The sequence below is a fragment of the Pseudomonas sp. ACN8 genome (assembly GCF_002303925.1).
Taxonomy (GTDB): Bacteria; Pseudomonadota; Gammaproteobacteria; order Pseudomonadales; family Pseudomonadaceae; genus Aquipseudomonas.
In genome coordinates this window covers 119,546-134,981 of record NZ_MRCS01000002.1, presented here as the reverse complement: position 1 = coordinate 134,981, position 15,436 = coordinate 119,546, and the positions used below count along the sequence as shown (strand labels likewise).

The 15,436-nt window shown below is 59.3% G+C and carries 11 protein-coding genes and 1 pseudogene; 2 read left to right on the top strand and 10 right to left on the bottom strand.

Annotated elements, in window-relative coordinates:
- Positions 1–62: 62 nt before the first annotated feature.
- From BSF44_RS01885 to BSF44_RS01865, 5 genes are all read right to left on the bottom strand, one after another.
- Complete coding sequence (locus BSF44_RS01885; RefSeq protein WP_095942016.1) at positions 63–896, bottom strand: ABC transporter ATP-binding protein; 834 nt, start codon at positions 894–896, stop codon at positions 63–65.
- Positions 884–1,687 carry an ABC transporter permease gene (locus BSF44_RS01880; protein ID WP_095942015.1) on the bottom strand — a complete coding sequence of 268 codons (804 nt, stop codon included), beginning with the start codon at positions 1,685–1,687 and terminating at the stop codon, positions 884–886. The genes BSF44_RS01885 and BSF44_RS01880 overlap by 13 nt, the downstream gene beginning before the upstream one ends.
- Before the next feature lie 8 nt (positions 1,688–1,695).
- On the bottom strand, positions 1,696–2,682 hold the full coding sequence (locus BSF44_RS01875; RefSeq protein WP_095942014.1) for an ABC transporter substrate-binding protein: 987 nt from the start codon (positions 2,680–2,682) through the stop codon (positions 1,696–1,698).
- Positions 2,683–3,074: 392 nt separating this feature from the next.
- The gene (locus BSF44_RS01870; protein WP_095942013.1) at positions 3,075–4,445 is read right to left on the bottom strand and encodes an aspartate aminotransferase family protein; all 1,371 of its coding nucleotides are present in this window, start codon (positions 4,443–4,445) and stop codon (positions 3,075–3,077) included.
- A 21-nt stretch (positions 4,446–4,466) separates the two neighbouring features.
- The gene (locus tag BSF44_RS01865) at positions 4,467–5,957 is read right to left on the bottom strand and encodes an aldehyde dehydrogenase (RefSeq protein ID WP_095942012.1); all 1,491 of its coding nucleotides are present in this window, start codon (positions 5,955–5,957) and stop codon (positions 4,467–4,469) included.
- A 226-nt stretch (positions 5,958–6,183) separates the two neighbouring features.
- Between BSF44_RS01865 and BSF44_RS01860 the strand changes: the two genes are divergently transcribed.
- Entirely contained in the window at positions 6,184–7,113 is a 930-nt protein-coding gene (locus BSF44_RS01860) for a LysR family transcriptional regulator (RefSeq protein ID WP_095942011.1), read from the top strand.
- Positions 7,114–7,144: 31 nt separating this feature from the next.
- Here the strand turns inward: BSF44_RS01860 and BSF44_RS29405 are convergent.
- From BSF44_RS29405 to BSF44_RS01840, 4 genes and pseudogenes are all read right to left on the bottom strand, one after another.
- Positions 7,145–7,276, bottom strand: a pseudogene (locus BSF44_RS29405) (helix-turn-helix transcriptional regulator); the annotation flags it as partial.
- Positions 7,277–7,344: 68 nt separating this feature from the next.
- The gene (locus BSF44_RS01850; protein WP_256588932.1) at positions 7,345–8,361 is read right to left on the bottom strand and encodes a hypothetical protein; all 1,017 of its coding nucleotides are present in this window, start codon (positions 8,359–8,361) and stop codon (positions 7,345–7,347) included.
- A gap of 244 nt (positions 8,362–8,605) precedes the next feature.
- Positions 8,606–9,106, bottom strand: a complete 501-nt coding sequence (locus BSF44_RS01845; RefSeq protein ID WP_095942009.1) for a hypothetical protein — start codon at positions 9,104–9,106, stop codon at positions 8,606–8,608.
- A 4-nt stretch (positions 9,107–9,110) separates the two neighbouring features.
- Positions 9,111–11,819 carry a glycoside hydrolase family 19 protein gene (locus BSF44_RS01840; protein WP_095942008.1) on the bottom strand — a complete coding sequence of 903 codons (2,709 nt, stop codon included), beginning with the start codon at positions 11,817–11,819 and terminating at the stop codon, positions 9,111–9,113.
- 618 nt (positions 11,820–12,437) lie between these two features.
- Between BSF44_RS01840 and BSF44_RS01835 the strand changes: the two genes are divergently transcribed.
- Entirely contained in the window at positions 12,438–12,785 is a 348-nt protein-coding gene (locus BSF44_RS01835) for a DUF6124 family protein (protein WP_095942007.1), read from the top strand.
- A gap of 50 nt (positions 12,786–12,835) precedes the next feature.
- Here BSF44_RS01835 and hrpB read toward each other — a convergent pair whose 3' ends face one another.
- Positions 12,836–15,352 (bottom strand): ATP-dependent helicase HrpB, encoded by a 2,517-nt coding sequence (gene hrpB, locus BSF44_RS01830; RefSeq protein ID WP_095942006.1) that lies wholly within the window; start codon positions 15,350–15,352, stop codon positions 12,836–12,838.
- Between the last annotated feature and the right edge of the window lie 84 nt (positions 15,353–15,436).

Below are 15,436 nucleotides of genomic sequence, written 5' to 3'. Positions count from 1 at the left end.
TGACACTACGCCTTCGCGAGCAGGCTCGCTCCCACAGGGTCATGCATGGGCTGAAATCAGGTTTAATGCACCTCCTCCAGATCATCGTGCAGCAGCCCGAAGATCTCGCGCTTCATCTCGATGAACGAGCGCTCCATGACCATATCGAGGTTGCGTGGACGTTCGATCGGCACATCCAGAATCTGCTTGATCCGCCCAGGCCTGGCGCCCATGACGTAGACCCGGTCGCCGAGCAGGATCGCCTCGTCAATGTCGTGGGTCACGAACAACACGGTCTTCTTGCTGTTGCCCCACACCCGCAGCAACAGTTGCTGCATTTGCAGGCGCGTCTGACTGTCGAGGGCGCCGAAGGGCTCGTCCATCAGCAGGATCTGTGGATCGTTGGCCAACGCCCGGGCGATGGCGACACGCTGCATCATACCGCCGGACAACTGCTTGGCGTAGTTGTCGGCAAAGCCGCTCAGGCCCACTTCGTTGACGTAGTAATCGACGATGTCCTTGCGTTGCGCCGCCGGCATGCCGCGCCGCTTGAGGCCGAACTCGACGTTCTGGCGCACCGTCAGCCACGGGAACAGCGTGTAGCTCTGGAACACCATGCCGCGATCCGCACCGGGGCCTTCCACCTGCTGGCCGCCGACGTAAATCTCGCCCGAGGTCGGTTCGGCCAGGCCGGCGGTGAGGTACAGCAGGCTCGACTTGCCGCAACCTGAAGGCCCCACCAATACAGCAAATTGCTGGTCCGGCACCTCGAACGACACTTGCTCCAACGCGGTAAAGGTACCGCCATCGGGTTTCCTGTAACGCAGGCTGACCTTGTCCACCTTCAGCCGTGGCGCGTTCACCGGGGCAGCCTGAGGGGCGACAAAACGATGAGTGGCGGCGGTTACTGAGCCCATGCGGTGATCCTCAGACGTAGGAAACGGAACAGTTGATCGGTGACCAGGCCCAGCAGGCCGATGATCGCGATGGCGAGGAAAATCACATCCACCTGGAAGCCACGCATGGCCTTGAGGCTCAGGTAACCCAGGCCACTGGAAGCGGCGACCAGTTCAGCCACCACCAGGTAAGTCCAGGCCCAGCCCATGGTCACCCGCAAAGTGTCGAGCACGCCCGGCAGGGACGCCGGGGCGATGACGTGCAGCACCGCATCACGACGGTTTGAACCGAGGGTGTAGGAGGCGTTGATCAGGTCCTTGGAGATGCCTTTGGACACGTCCGCGATCATCACCAGTTGCTGGAAGAACACGCCGAAGATGATCACCGACACCCGCTGCTCCAGACCGATGCCGATCCACAGGATGAACAGCGGCACGAACGAGGTCACCGGCAGATAACGAATGAAATTCACCAGCGGCTCAAGAAAGGCCTGGACGATGCGGAAACTGCCCATCAACATTCCCAGCGGCACCGCCACCAGGGACGACACGATGAAACCGACCATCACCACTTCGACACTGGCCCACACGTGCTGGCCGAGGGTGCCGTCGCGACCCAGGCGCACGGCGGCCTCGACCACCGCGCCCGGCGTCGGCAGGAACATGCCCGGCACCACGCCACCGTAGGACAAACCGGCCCACAGGCCGACCAACAGCACCCAGGCCAGGCCGCTTGCGCTCCAGATCACCGAGACCGGCAAACCGGTCTTGGGCGTGATGCAGCGGCTCAGCCATGAATTGCGCTTGAACATGCAGCCTCCTAGAGCGGGGTGACGAAACGGTTGTCGATCAGGTCGTCATTGCTGACGTTGTAGGGCTTGCCTTGCAGCTCGCTGGCGGTCTCGTTGGCCAGTTTGATCAGCGGTGCGCTGTCACCCGGCTTGCCCGGTGAGCCCAGCAGTTTTTCGCTCATGGCCTGATCGTAGAAGCGCACGCCTTGCGCTGCGGCCTCCATTTCCTTCGGATCGGCCAGGTAACCGCCAACACCCTTGGCCATGATTTTGTAGGCTTCCTGGGGATGATCCTTGGTGTACTGCACGGCTTTGTACAAACCGGCCACCAGGGCCTTGACGTCTTCCGGCTGCTTTTCGATCACGCTGCAGTTCAGTGCGACCACATCGACGATCACCCCCGGCGTGCTGCTGCTGTCGATCAGTACCTTGCCCTGTTTTTTTTCGCGAACCATCGACAAGTGCGGCTCCCAGGTCACGGCGGCCGGTACTCGGCCGGCGATGAACGCAGTGGCGGCGTCGTCGGCCGTCATGTTCTGCACGGTGATGTCGCTCATGCTCATGCCGTGTTTTTTCAGCAGATACGACAGCCAGAACTGCGAGGTCGAACCTTCGTTGACCGCAACGGCCTTGCCCTTGAGTTCCTGCAGGCTCTTGACATCCTTGCCCACCAGCACGCCGTCGCCTCCATGGCTGTCGTCCAATGCTGCAACAGCCTTGAAGCAGAATTGCGGACGGTACTTGAGCACTTCGTCGATGGTCGACGCCGAGCCGGACAACTCGCCGGACGCTTGTGCGGCCATGTACATCGCCGCTTCTTCGACCACCGGCAATTCGACGGTCAAACCGTTTTCCTTGAAGTAGCCAAGGTCCTGGGCCAGGTACAGGGTGCCGTAGCCGACCCAGGTGGTATGACCGATGGACAGGGTGCCGGCCTGGGCGCTGGTGGCGACCGTCGCGGCGATGGCGGTGACCGCCAGTGGATGGGCAACGCGGGTAAGCAAGGACTTGATCATGGAGCACTCCCAAAGCTGTTGATTTAGTTTTGTCATGGGCAGTACGGCGAGCCCTGAATCGGCTGCGACCTGTGGTCTCTCGGGGACCCTTCGGCGGGCAGCATTCGGCGGGCTGGCGAGATCGATGTTGGCCCAAGGGCGGGATCAGGAAAACGAGGAAATATGTGGATGCGAGTGATGAAAAAGCTGGTTAGTGAGCACTGTGAAAGGGCGTTGTGGGCGGGGATGCCCGACATGGGTGCAAGACTTGAGAGGTCTGTTGAATCGACAAAAGCAATCGCGAGCAGGCTCACTCCTACAGGGATCTATGTCGACCTCGTTTCCGATGATCGACACAAATCCAATGTGGGAGCGAGCCTGCTCGCGATAAGCCGCAGGACCTTCAGGCGATATCAGAGCCGGCCGTATTCCTGCGCCGTGCGATCCACCGATTTCAAGGTCTTACTGATCAGCTCATCAATCTCTTCACGGCTGGCAATCAGCGCCGGCGCCATGATCATCCGCCCCAACGTCGAGCGAATGATCACCCCCTCCTCGAAGCCAATCGTGCGGCAGCGCCAGGCGATGTCGTTTTCGTTGGCAAAGCGCTTGCGAGTGGATTTGTCTTCGGCCAGTTGCAGCGCCGCGACCATGCCGGTGCCCTGGATGTCACCCACCAGCGGGTGCTTGCCGAACACTTCGCGCAGACACTGTTGCAGGTACGGGCCGATGTCGTCCTTGACCCGCGTCACCACGCCTTCATCACGCAGCGCCTTAAGGTTGGCAATCGCCACCGCCGCCGCCACCGGGTGCCCGGAATAGGTCAGGCCGTGGGCAAACACGCCGCCCTGTTCCACCAGCACTGAGGCCATTTTCTTCGACAGGATCAGGCCGCCCATGGGGATGTAGCCCGAGGTCAGGCCCTTGGCGATGGACAGGGTGTCCGGCTCGAACCCGAAGTACTCGTGGGCGAACCATTCGCCGGTACGACCGAAGCCGCCGATCACTTCATCGGCGCACAGCAGCACGTCGTACTTGCGGCAGATGCGCTGGATTTCCGGCCAGTAGCTTTCCGGCGGGAAGATCATGCCGCCGGCGCCCTGGAACGGTTCGGCTATGAAGCCCGCGACCTTGTCCGCCCCCAGTTCGAGAATCTTCGTTTCCAGTTGCTGTGCCGCGCGCAGACCGAATTCGGCCGGGGTCAGGTTGCCTTCGTGGGCGAAGAAGTACGGCTCGTCGATGTGCTCGATGTCCGGAATCATGCCGCCCATTTCGTGCATGAATTTCATGCCGCCCAGCGCCGTCGCGGCCAGGGTCGAACCGTGGTAACCGTTCCAGCGGCCGATCATGATTTTCTTCTCGGGCTTGCCGAGTACCTGCCAGTAACGACGCACCGTGCGGATCAACACCTCGTTGGCTTCAGAGCCGGAGTTGGTGTAGATCGCGTGGCTGTAGTGAGCCGGCAGCAAGCTGAACAACAGCTCGGACAGCTCGATCACCTGCGGGTGGGTGGTGTGGAAAAACATGTTGTAGTACGGCAGCTGTTCCAGCTGCTGGCTCGCAGCAAGGGCAAGGTCCTTGCGCCCGTAACCGAGGTTGGTACACCACAACCCGGACATGCCGTCGAGGTAACGCCGGCCATCGTTGTCCCACAGGTGCAGGCGCTCGCCACGGACCATCACCCGTGGCCCCTCGTCGTTGAGGGCTTTCTGATCGACGAACGCATGGATGTGGTGCGCAGCGTCGGCGGCCTGGTAGTCGCGGGTATCACGTGGTGTGGTCATCGCCAGTTCTCCGTTTTGTTATCAGCGCAATTGAAACCAGGTGGTCTTCAACTGGGTGTATTTATCGAATGAATGCAGGGACAGGTCGCGGCCGAAACCCGACTGCTTGCCACCGCCAAAAGGCACGGTCACGTCCAGCGCATCGACGCTGTTGACCGACACCGTACCGGCCCGCAATTGTCGCGCCACACGGTGGGCGCGGTTGAGGTCGTCGGTCCACAGCGAAGCCGCCAGACCGTAGACGCTGTCGTTGGCCAATTGCAGAGCGTGGGCTTCGTCGTCGAACGCCGTGACGGCGAGAACCGGGCCGAACACTTCATCGCGAAACAGCGGCATGTCCGGGGTCACGCCGGTAAAAATCGTCGGCTGGATGAAGTTGTCCGAACCGTTGAAAATCGACTGCCGACCGCCACAGACTTTGGTCGCGCCTTGCTGTTCGGCCTGCTGGATGAACTTCATGATGCGCGCGGTCTGACGGCTGTCGACGATGGCTCCGGCGGCGCTCGACGGGTCCAGCGGATCGCCCGGCAACCAGCGTTCGGCCTGGGCCTTGAGGCGTTCGACGAACTCGTCATGGATCGAACGCTGCACCAGCAACCGCGAGTTGGCCGAGCACACTTCACCCTGATTGAAGAAGATGCCGAACGCGGCTTTTTCCGCTGCCAGATCGAGGTCCTGACAATCGGCGAACACCAGGTTCGCACTCTTTCCGCCGCACTCCAGCCACACCTGTTTCAGGTTCGATTGCGCCGAGTACTGCATGAAATATTTGCCGACTTCGGTGGAGCCGGTGAACACCAGGCAATCGACGTCCGGGTGCAGACCGAGGGCCTTGCCGGTTTGTTCGCCGAGGCCCGGCAGTACGTTGAGCACGCCTGCCGGAACCCCCGCCTCCAGCGCCAGCTCATCCAGGCGCAGGGCGGAAAACGGCGACTGCTCGGCCGGTTTGAGTATCACCGAGTTACCGGCGGCCAACGCCGGGGCGAGTTTCCACGCCGCCATGTCCAGAGGGAAATTCCACGGCACCACGGCAGCCACCACGCCGAGGGCTTCACGAGTAATGGTTGCCAGCACGTTCTGCGCACTCGGCGCGACCTGATCGTAGAGTTTGTCGAGGCTCTCGGCGTACCAGCGGAACACTCCCGCGGCACCCGGCACGTCGATATTGTAGGCATCGGCGACGGGCTTACCCATGTTCAGCGAATCGAGCAGCGCCAGCTCTTCACGGTTTACGAGGATCAAGTCGGCCAGGCGCAACAGCACTTGCTTGCGTTCGGTCGGCGAGCGCGCAGCCCAGGTGCCAGCCTCGAAAACCTGCCGCGCATTGTGCACCGCCGCGTTCACCTCTTCTTCGCCGCAGGCGGCAACGTTGGCCAGGCATTGCCCGGTGGCAGGGTTGATCGCGGCGAAAGTCTGCCCCGACTGCGCCGCGCGGCGCTGGCCGTCGATCACGGCCTGATCGGGAAACCGCAGGGAAGCGGCCTTGCGTTGCCAATACTCAAGCTCGAACACGTTCAGATGCTCCAGAGGACATTCTTGTGTATTGGATAGTCGCTCAGGCCCGGGCGGTGGAAAACCAGTAAAAATGTGTTCGCAGGCCAAGAAAAAACTACGTAGCCAATCTCCCTTCTGGCGCAGCATGTGGTTATTGTTCAAACACAACAAATCGCTACCCGAGCGGATAGGGGTGGCGCGCAAATTGCCAGGATGCCTGGTCCGTTCTCCCCCGAGGTTTGCTGTGGCTGCCTACAATCTGCGTCAACTGAAATACTTCATCACCACCGTCGAGTGCGGCAGCGTCGCCGAGGCCTCGCGCAAGCTGTACATCGCCCAGCCTTCGATCTCCACGGCCATCAAAGGGCTGGAAGACAGTTTCGGCGTGCAACTGCTGATTCGCCACCATGCACAGGGCGTGTCGTTGACCCCAAGCGGTGCACGTTTCTATCGCAAGGCCCAGGAACTGCTGCGCATGGCCAAGGAGTTCGAGCAGAACGCCCTGGCCGACAACGATGTGGTGTCCGGGCAGATCGATATCGGCTGTTTCGAAACCGTTGCGCCGCTGTACCTGCCGCAATTGATCGCCGGTTTTTCGGCGTTGTATCCGGGGGTGGAAATCCGCATCCGTGACGGCGAGCAACAAGAGTTGGTGCAGGGCCTGACCTCCGGCGCCTTCGATCTGGCGATCCTCTACGAGCACGACCTCGACGGCACCATCCAGACCGAACCGCTGATGCCGGCGCAACGACCTTACGCGCTGCTGCCGGCGGATCACCGCTTTGCCCAGCAGGCGCAGGTATCGCTGCGGGATTTGTGCCTGGAGCCGATGATTCTTCTGGATGTGCAGCCGAGCCGGACCTACTTCGTCAGCCTGTTCGATGAGCTGGGCCTGACCCCACGCATCGCCTTCAGCTCGCCATCGATCGAGATGGTGCGCGGCATGGTTGGCCAGGGCTTCGGGTTCTCGATCCTGGTGACCAAACCGCATTCGGAGTGCACCTACGACGGGCAGAAAGTGGTGTGCGTGGACATCGCCGAAGACGTCACTGGGTCCGGGTTGGTGGCGGCATGGCTCAAGCGCGGGCAACTGACTAAACCGGCTCAGATGTTTGCTGACTATTGTCGCGAACAACTGACCGCCAAATCCGAAAGCTCAACGCCGTCCGTGTAGGAGCTGCCGCAGGCTGCGATCTTTTGACTTTTTAATGCCAGCACAACCACCCGATAAACAGCGCAAACAACTCCGACTGCGATCCCACTTCCAGTTTCAGGTACCGGTTTTTGCGGTACATGCGCACGCTTTCCGGTGAGATGTTCATCTGGCAGGCAAAAGAACTGACTGGCAGAACGACGTTCAAGACGCCTGCTTCAAAAGTGGTGACACCGGAATCAACACCGTACCCTATAGACCCGCCGCAGCCGCGCCGCCACTGTAAATGAACTGCGACCCGGCACCGCGCCGAATCGCCTGCGTCCCGGCAGCGACAGCCAACCAAGGCGAAGCGCAACCTGGATGACCCCGCATTGCATCGAGGTTGCACAATCCCGGTCTATTCACTGACATGGGTATTTCAGACATCACGCCTGCAATGGCGCCCGCCCCTCGCGCATCAACACCCGCTCGCCAAACCTGATCGATTGATGTCGATTCAAGCGGCACCCACCCAATCGCCTGGCGCGTAGCGTAAAGCAGGTCATCGGAGGTGGGCTCGCGCGCCTGCTCCGGGCGGTGCAAAAAAGCAATCGGCGATAACGTGGCCTGCGTCAGACGGTTGCCAAACAACAACCCGACCGCAACTTCCGCCGTGCCATCCGGCTGCTGCGGCGCAAACTGCACGGCCAACACCAATAGCAACGCCCGATCACCGATACGCTGGTCCAGCCAGTGGTCCAGTGCGGCCAACCCGCGACCCTCGACGGGGGTTGCAGGCTGGCGAATGCCGGATTCGCGCCATGCCTGTCGCCACACTCGGCGCCATTGGTGCTCCGGCAAAGCGGTATCGACGTCCAGCAACAGGGCCAATGGTTGATCGGCGGGCAACTGCGCCAAAGTGGGTGCCAGGTCGGCGAGCGTCTGCGCCCATATACTCAGCAATATTTCTTCCGGATTTTCATCTGCATCGCAGGATAAACAACTATGGCGCAGTGTTGCTCCATCCACCCTGGACGCTTGTGATCTCAGCGCCGTCGTCCCACTCAGCAGAGCATCCCGTTGTATTTCCGGATCATCCGCAGGCTCTTCAAGAGCAGTCTGCACGCTCACGCCCAGCACCTGTTGCGAGCGGCGGCCCTGACGCATCTTCCGACTCAAGTCTTCTTCGCGAGCGTCATCCCAGCCATCGGCGGCCCCCTGTTCACCGGCGTACAACAGCACTCGCCCGAATCCCAGCACGCACCAACCCAGGATTGGAATGCCCAAGGCCAGGCTCTAGAAATCCGAAGGCCGCTGGGATAAGGTTTCGTCGCCGAACAACGGTGTTCCTCCGACGCCCAGCAAACAACACAGCAACAACAGGCCCATCCAAATCAAAAAATCGAGGTGGTTGAGGACGTACGGCAGGAGGAGGCATTTTATCCAGTCTAATTGGCATGATTAGATTATCCTCGCTTCAAATTAGAATCTATCTCGTCTAAATGACATGACGCGCCCGCATTGCGCACCATCAATCTTCTATAAAGAAACTTTCGTAACCCGCTCTCCGCACCTCCGAATCATCATTGAGGCACTTTATGGAATTGATAACTTCCTCATCACGCCTGACTATTATTTCGCTGAAACCTTCGAAACCCTCCTCCGCCACTGGAGCATCTCGTTCATGAATGGTGTACAAAAACCCATTATTTGAAAATTTAATTTCAACATCAATTCCACCCGGCAGCGGCTGAGTCTCCATAATGAAATTTCGGCCGGGGGGTATCGGCTTTTCTGGAAAAACAAATTCGATCATGTTTTTACCTATATCAAAAACTCGGTATTGAGCAAACCCTGTTGAGTTGCTAAGGCTTTTAGATGCACAGACGCCTGCAACTTTATGCTCTGCCTTGCAGAAGAAGATGGTTTGCTCTTCTGATGAACATATATCATTTTTCTTGGTAATAACTGATTCCGCAGCAGCAATGGCCGTAGAAACAAACAAAAAGAAAAATACCAAAAATTTTCCCATTCCCTCATACCCCCATAATCTTTTTTATACTGTTCAGATTTTCTTTTCGCTCATGCAGGCCATTGTATCCACCGTTAATTATCAGGGTTGTCTTTTTTATATCGTCTTCATCCGCAGCCAAATTAAAATTAGTCATTGAACAATACACAAATGCCGACTCCACTCCATATTGCAAATCATCAATTATGAGGTCGGGATTCTCTACGAAATCTTTCAAGTCACTTGGATTTGCGGCGTTGTGAATTCTAGTGTAGCGCTCGTAGTTAAAGCGCCCGGTAAGTTGAATAATTCCTCTGCCACGGTATTTATATCCGTCCTGCGTTTCTTCTCGCCCATTGCCCATTCGATCGGCATACACATAGCTAAGCAAGTTAATCGCATTGTTAGCGTAGGTATTTTCATGGCTCCAAAGTTTGCTCCGAAGCCGACCAAAATCGCAGTCATCCTCTCCGGTATTGTAATTTTTTTTACCTCCTTTACATCCAAATATTTCGCGCATTCTCCTAGGGCTAAAGTTACCGTTTTCGCTTTTTACTTTGAATCTGCTTTCATGGCCAACTTGCGCAAGAAAATGTGCAATACGCAATGGAGTATCGATTTTATATGTAGGAGCATACATATTTAGATAAGGCAAAATTTCCTGGTGATAATTGGAGGCCCCATGCGGATCTGCTGCTCTCAGCATCTCCATGGTGATCACCTCACGCTTTTCCAAAAACAAACCGACTAACCCAATCGGATGAAAGTGATACGCACTCCCCCACGAAGGTAGTCCCACCTTTTCCGCGACGTCCCTCCACCACCCCATCTGTGCAATCCGCTGCTTCTCCGCCAGCCAATTCAAGTGCGGTGTCGAGCCGCTATGGCCGAGCAACTCATCCAGTGCGTCCCATATCTTTGGCTGCTGAAACCACTCGCTTTCCTTGTAAAGGACCATCTGCGAAATCGACTGAGCATGAGCCGGTCGCTCAAGGGCCGCCAGCAATTCAGAGACCATTAGCGTGCCGTCGGGGTTGCGACCGATGATTTCGTACAACCGGCTTTTCATCGGGCCCTTGTCGTCTTTTTCGGCAATGGAACGATAGCGCTCGCGTTCCTCGTCGCTGAAACGGCCAATGGCGCTGAGAAAAGAGGCCAGCAAATGTTTGGGTCTGCTGTAGTCGATGATGACGCCATAGCCTTCCCAAGCCCAAGGACTGACCCAAGGCGTTACGCCTGGCTCTTCACACACCCAGCCATCAAGAAGGTTGTTGTCGGCATCGTGAAACAAGTGTTTCAGGTGATACCAGGTACGAGCTTTGCGCGTAGGAGTCGCGGGCACCTGGATTTTTCGGTCCGCCGGCAGATCATCGAGCAACTTCCTGGGGACCAGCAAATCGGCAGCACTGACCGGGCTGGAAGTACTCGACGCCTGCAATTGTGCAGCGGTGACATTTCCTTCGTGCGCCACCACGGGTGCGCCCTTGGCGAACTTCAGCCAGGTTCTGTCTTTCTCCGGCAGGCGTTGGGCCCACAATCGACTGGCTTCGATGAATTCCTCGACGTCATCACCACTGAAGGTTTCCAGGTGTAGCTTCTTATCCGGCTGATTCGCGCCGCCGTCCTGATACAGACCGAGATGGCCGATGAGGTCACCGGCCTTGATTGCGACGGGCTCATCAAGCACCACTACCTGATCTGTCGCTACCGGCTCAATGGCACCTTCCAGCGAGTCAAAATGCACATACTGGTTGATGCGTTCAAGCTTGCGAAACTCGCCTTCGCCACTGACCGTGACTTCCGATTCAACCGGTAAATCGAAAATTACGTTATCGGCAATCACCGGTTCGGCCCGGACGTTGACTGTCTGCTTCGACGAACTGATGCGGGTTTCTTTGCGGTCTGGGTGTTTGAGCACCTGAGTAGAGAGATAGCCCTTGATCGAGCCATCGGGGTTGAGCAGTTTGGCCGGTCCCAGGCTGCTCTCTAACTTGCGAAATTGTCCGGTGCCGCTGATAGCCACTTCGGCGCCTCTCGGCAGAACATCGATTACCTGGCCATTCAACTTATTGCGCACGTTCAGACCACGTTGTTCAGGCCGGTCGGGAAAGACGTCCTTCGCCGTCTGCTTGACGCGAAAGGTCGGACGCTCGGGCCAGAATCTTGGGCGAGCGAGGGTGGAATCCTTCTGGTACGTCGCCCAATCCTGCAGATGCATGTAGAGGCTATAAAAAATCAGGCTTGGTGGAGTGTCCGGGCTGCCTTCGATCTTCGGCGGTTGAAGGTGATGGCGAACCAACACGAAGTTGCGCGAAAAGGGCTTCTCGACCGTTCGATCGTTGGCGAAGTAAGCGGTTTTCGGCGACTGCGTATCGATGCGGTAGGCCACCACCTCGCCGTCGGCCAGGCAATGCACGCTGGATTGCTCCAGGGTACCGGCGGTGCCGCTGTCGAAGTGCACGCCGCCGTGCCACAGGCCACCGCGTCCGAGTGGGTAGTAGCCGGCCACCGCGTTGGCCAGGTGGGTCAGTTGCCTCAGGGAATCGCGCGAGTCCTGGAACGGATGGCTCCAGTTTTCCAAGGGTCGCAGTGTATGGGTGGTGGGCTCTGCCGCCGTCGATGTGGGGAGAGGACGTGTATCAGGCACCGGCGAGTTTGGGATCTGCGGTGCACCAGACCGCGAAGTAGCGTCGTACTTGTGGAGTCCAAAAAGTCGAGAAAGAACGCTGGCCATGTTGTATGTCGCTCCTTGTTTTCCAAAAGGGGTCAACCAGAGAAATGCGTACGTCCCGGAACATCGGATTCATGCTCGGTCAATTCAGAGCGATGACGGTCCGACAGCTTTCCGGAAGCTGGTAAACGTTGAAATAGGAAATGTCCCGAAAGCACGTAGGATGGGTCCGGGATGGCGGCGCGCCTGGTCTGTCAGGTTTTGTATGGACTTGTCGACTGGATGTGGCGAGGGGCTTTCGGCTTTTGTTCGCAGCGGTTTTGCGCGCGAGCAACTACTTTTTTAAACGCCTTCAAGGTCATTTCACGAAAGCTACATCACCTTGCGTCGTTGCCTACGGTTACGCCAGAATCCGCCGGCTTGTGCGCTCTGGGGTCGCTCGGTAACTTGATTCGCGTCACTGATGGTCAGTGATCGGGTTTAGTAGCCCGGCCAAGGTTATAGCGGTCGCATGAGCATTATCAGTCAGGTATTCGCCTGCACTTGATGGTAGCTGTGCGCATGGCGTCCTCGGGCGCGCCGGTTTTTGCTTACCCTTGCCGGTCTACTAACTTGCGCACAGCTGCCACCCTTTCGTGTAGTAGCGAGATGGTGCGGCCCAACTACTAAAGGGAAGCACTTATGAACAAACCAACACCGAATCCCCCGGACGCAGATCCGGCAAAACTTTCAGAAGCCCTCGACTCAAACAATACCCACGAGCGGTCCGAACGCATCCCCTCTGCCGCCGACATCCAGGCCACTCCGCGCAAACTCTGCACGATGTTCATCGTCAATCCGGAACTCGATAGTGAAACTCTGCTGGCTCACGCCTGCGAATCACTGGCATCGGCCAATGTCATGACGATGGATCTGGCGGACCGGACAGAGGGACCGAGTCGCAATACGCTGTTGGGTATCGCGCAAGTCATCATGCTGGGCGAGTTGGCGGTAAACCGGGTGCTGGACCGGGTCGATCCGCCTGAGTAGAAGATCAAAAGATCGCAGCCTGCCGCAGCTCCTACGTTATCGAGCTGCGATTACTTGCGCGGTTTTATCCGCGCAGTCGCCTCCGCCACCAGCGGATCATCCGGCCAGTAATGCTTGGGATAGCGTCCCTTCAAATCCTTCTTCACCTCCGCATAGGTGCTGCGCCAGAAGTTGGCCAGGTCCTGAGTCACCTGCACCGGCCGGCGCGCCGGGGACAACAGGTGCAGCTTGACCACCTGCCGGCCGCCGGCGATGCGCGGGGTTTCGGCCAGACCGAATAACTCCTGCAATCGCACCGCCAGAATCGGCGGCTGTTCGCTGTAGTCCAGACGAATCGACGACCCCGAAGGCACGCTCAAATGATGCGGTGCCAGCTCGTCCAGCCGTTGCGGCAGCGGCCACGGCAGCAGATTGCGCACGATGCTCGACAGGTCGAGATTGGCGAAGTGACTGAGCCGCGAAACCTTGCCCAGATACGGCATCAGCCAGTGTTCCAGACTCTTGATCAATGCCGCATCGCTGACATCCGGCCACTCGCTCTCGCCTTTGCCGGCGAGGTCCAGTTGCCGCAACAACGCGACCCGCGCCTGCCACTGACGCAGCTCCGGGGTCCACGGCAACAGTTCCAGGCCTTTGCGCCGCACCAGGTTCACCAGCGCCTGGCTGCGAGCGGTTTCGTCGAGGCCGGTCAGTGGCTCGCGACTGAGGATCAGTTCGCCCACCTTACGTTGACGCTCGGCCCGCAGCACGCCTTCACGTTCATCCCAATCCAGTTGATCGACACAGTGAACCTGCTCGGCCAGCACTGAATCGAAGAGCGCCGGGTCGAAGTCCGTCGCCAGATAAATCCGCTCCTCGCGCTGGCCCTGGCGACTCCCCAGATCGGCGATCACCAGCCACGCTTGCTTCATCAGGCTGTCGGCCTCGGCGAACAGTGCGGCACGTCCGTTGGCCAAGCGATATTCCGCACCACCGGCGCGCCGTTGCTGGGCGACCCGGTCGGGATAGGCCAGCGCCAGTAGCGCGCCGAGCCAGCGCGGATGATCCGGATCGCTGACCGGCTCCGCCGCTTTGCCCCGCAGATAACCACGATACTGCCGCGCCAGTTGTCGCGCGCGCTGCACCCCGCCCAGGGCACCGCGCGCGGCGCGCTCTTCGCCAGACAGCAATACCAGTCGACTGTGCAAGTCCGCCCCGGCACCGCGCAAGATATCGCGCTCGCCGAGCAGTGCCGCGACGTCGCAGACCATGTCCGCCAGCCCCAGCGCCTGGCCGCGCAACAGTAAATGCGCGATGCGCGGATGCGCCGGCAGTTCGGCCATGGCCTGACCGTGACGGGTCAGCGCTTCACCTTCCAGAGCCCCCAGACGTTCAAGCAGATCCTGAGCCTGTGCATAAGCGGCGGCCGGGGGTACGTCAAGCCATACCAGTTGCCCGGGCGTCACACCCCAGCGCCCCAGTTGCAAGGCCAGCCCGGCGAGGTCCGCCGAAAGGATTTCCGCACTGCCATAGGCCGCCAGTTGCTCGTGCTGATCCTGGGACCACAGGCGATAACACACGCCGGGTTCCAGTCGCCCGGCCCGGCCCGCACGTTGTGTGGCGCTGGCTTTGGAGATGCGCTGGGTGTCGAGGCGGGTCATGCCGCTGCCGGGGTCAAAACGCGGCACCCGTGCCAGCCCGGCATCGATCACCACGCGCACGCCATTGATGGTCAAACTGGTTTCGGCGATGTTGGTGGCCAGCACCACTTTGCGTTTGCCCACCGGTGCCGGATCGATTGCCGCCCGTTGCGCGGCGAGGTCCAGTTCGCCGTGCAACGGGCACAGTAGAACCTGAGTGTTTTCGCCCAAGGCATCGGCCAGTTGTTGATGCACGCGACGGATTTCCGCCTGCCCCGGCAGGAACACCAGCACGCTGCCGGTCTCGTCGTTCAAGGCTTCGAGGATGGTCTGCACCAGACGCGGTTCGATGAATTCACCGGCCTGGAACGGCCGCCCCCAGCGCATCGCCACCGGGTACATGCGCCCTTCGCTGCGCAGGATCGGCGCGTCGTCGAGCAACCCGGCCAAGCGTTCGCCTTCGAGCGTGGCGGACATCAAGAGTATTTTCAGCGGCTGATCGTCACGGAACAGTTCGCGGCCATTGAGACTCAGGGCCAGCGCCAGATCAGCGTCGAGACTGCGTTCGTGAAATTCGTCGAAGATCAGCAGGCCCACGCCTTCCAAAGCCGGGTCGTCCTGCAAACGCCGGGTGAGGATGCCTTCGGTGACCACTTCGATACGAGTGTTGGGGCCGACCTTGCTGTCAAGCCGAATGCGATAGCCCACGGTTTCGCCGACCTTCTCCCCCAGCTCGCTGGCCAGCCGTTCCGCCGCTGCACGTGCGGCCAACCGGCGGGGCTCGAGCATCAGGATGGTCTGCCCGGCCAGCCACGGTTCGTTGAGCAAGGCCAAAGGCACCCGGGTGGTTTTACCGGCGCCGGGCGGCGCTTCGAGCACGGCTTCGTGGCGTGTAGCGAGGGCTTCACGCAGGGCGGGTAAAACTTCATCGATCGGCAAAGAAATCATGCTGGCTCCCAAACAGAGCGGCGAGTATAACGGCGAACTGTTTGGCGTAGTCTGGGCTCTAACCAGTAACGTTATTGGCGTTCT

What these genes read in the sequence shown, in the direction of transcription:
- BSF44_RS01880 (WP_095942015.1), bottom strand. Translation starts at nt 1,687, where the DNA reads ATGTTCAAGCGCAATTCATGGCTGAGCCGCTGCATCACGCCCAAGACC.
- BSF44_RS01845 (WP_095942009.1), bottom strand. Translation starts at nt 9,106, where the DNA reads ATGGGAAAATTTTTGGTATTTTTCTTTTTGTTTGTTTCTACGGCCATT.
- BSF44_RS01870 (WP_095942013.1), bottom strand. Translation starts at nt 4,445, where the DNA reads ATGACCACACCACGTGATACCCGCGACTACCAGGCCGCCGACGCTGCG.
- BSF44_RS01875 (WP_095942014.1), bottom strand. Translation starts at nt 2,682, where the DNA reads ATGATCAAGTCCTTGCTTACCCGCGTTGCCCATCCACTGGCGGTCACC.
- hrpB (WP_095942006.1), bottom strand. Translation starts at nt 15,352, where the DNA reads ATGATTTCTTTGCCGATCGATGAAGTTTTACCCGCCCTGCGTGAAGCC.
- BSF44_RS01840 (WP_095942008.1), bottom strand. Translation starts at nt 11,819, where the DNA reads ATGGCCAGCGTTCTTTCTCGACTTTTTGGACTCCACAAGTACGACGCT.
- BSF44_RS01885 (WP_095942016.1), bottom strand. Translation starts at nt 896, where the DNA reads ATGGGCTCAGTAACCGCCGCCACTCATCGTTTTGTCGCCCCTCAGGCT.
- BSF44_RS01835 (WP_095942007.1), top strand. Translation starts at nt 12,438, where the DNA reads ATGAACAAACCAACACCGAATCCCCCGGACGCAGATCCGGCAAAACTT.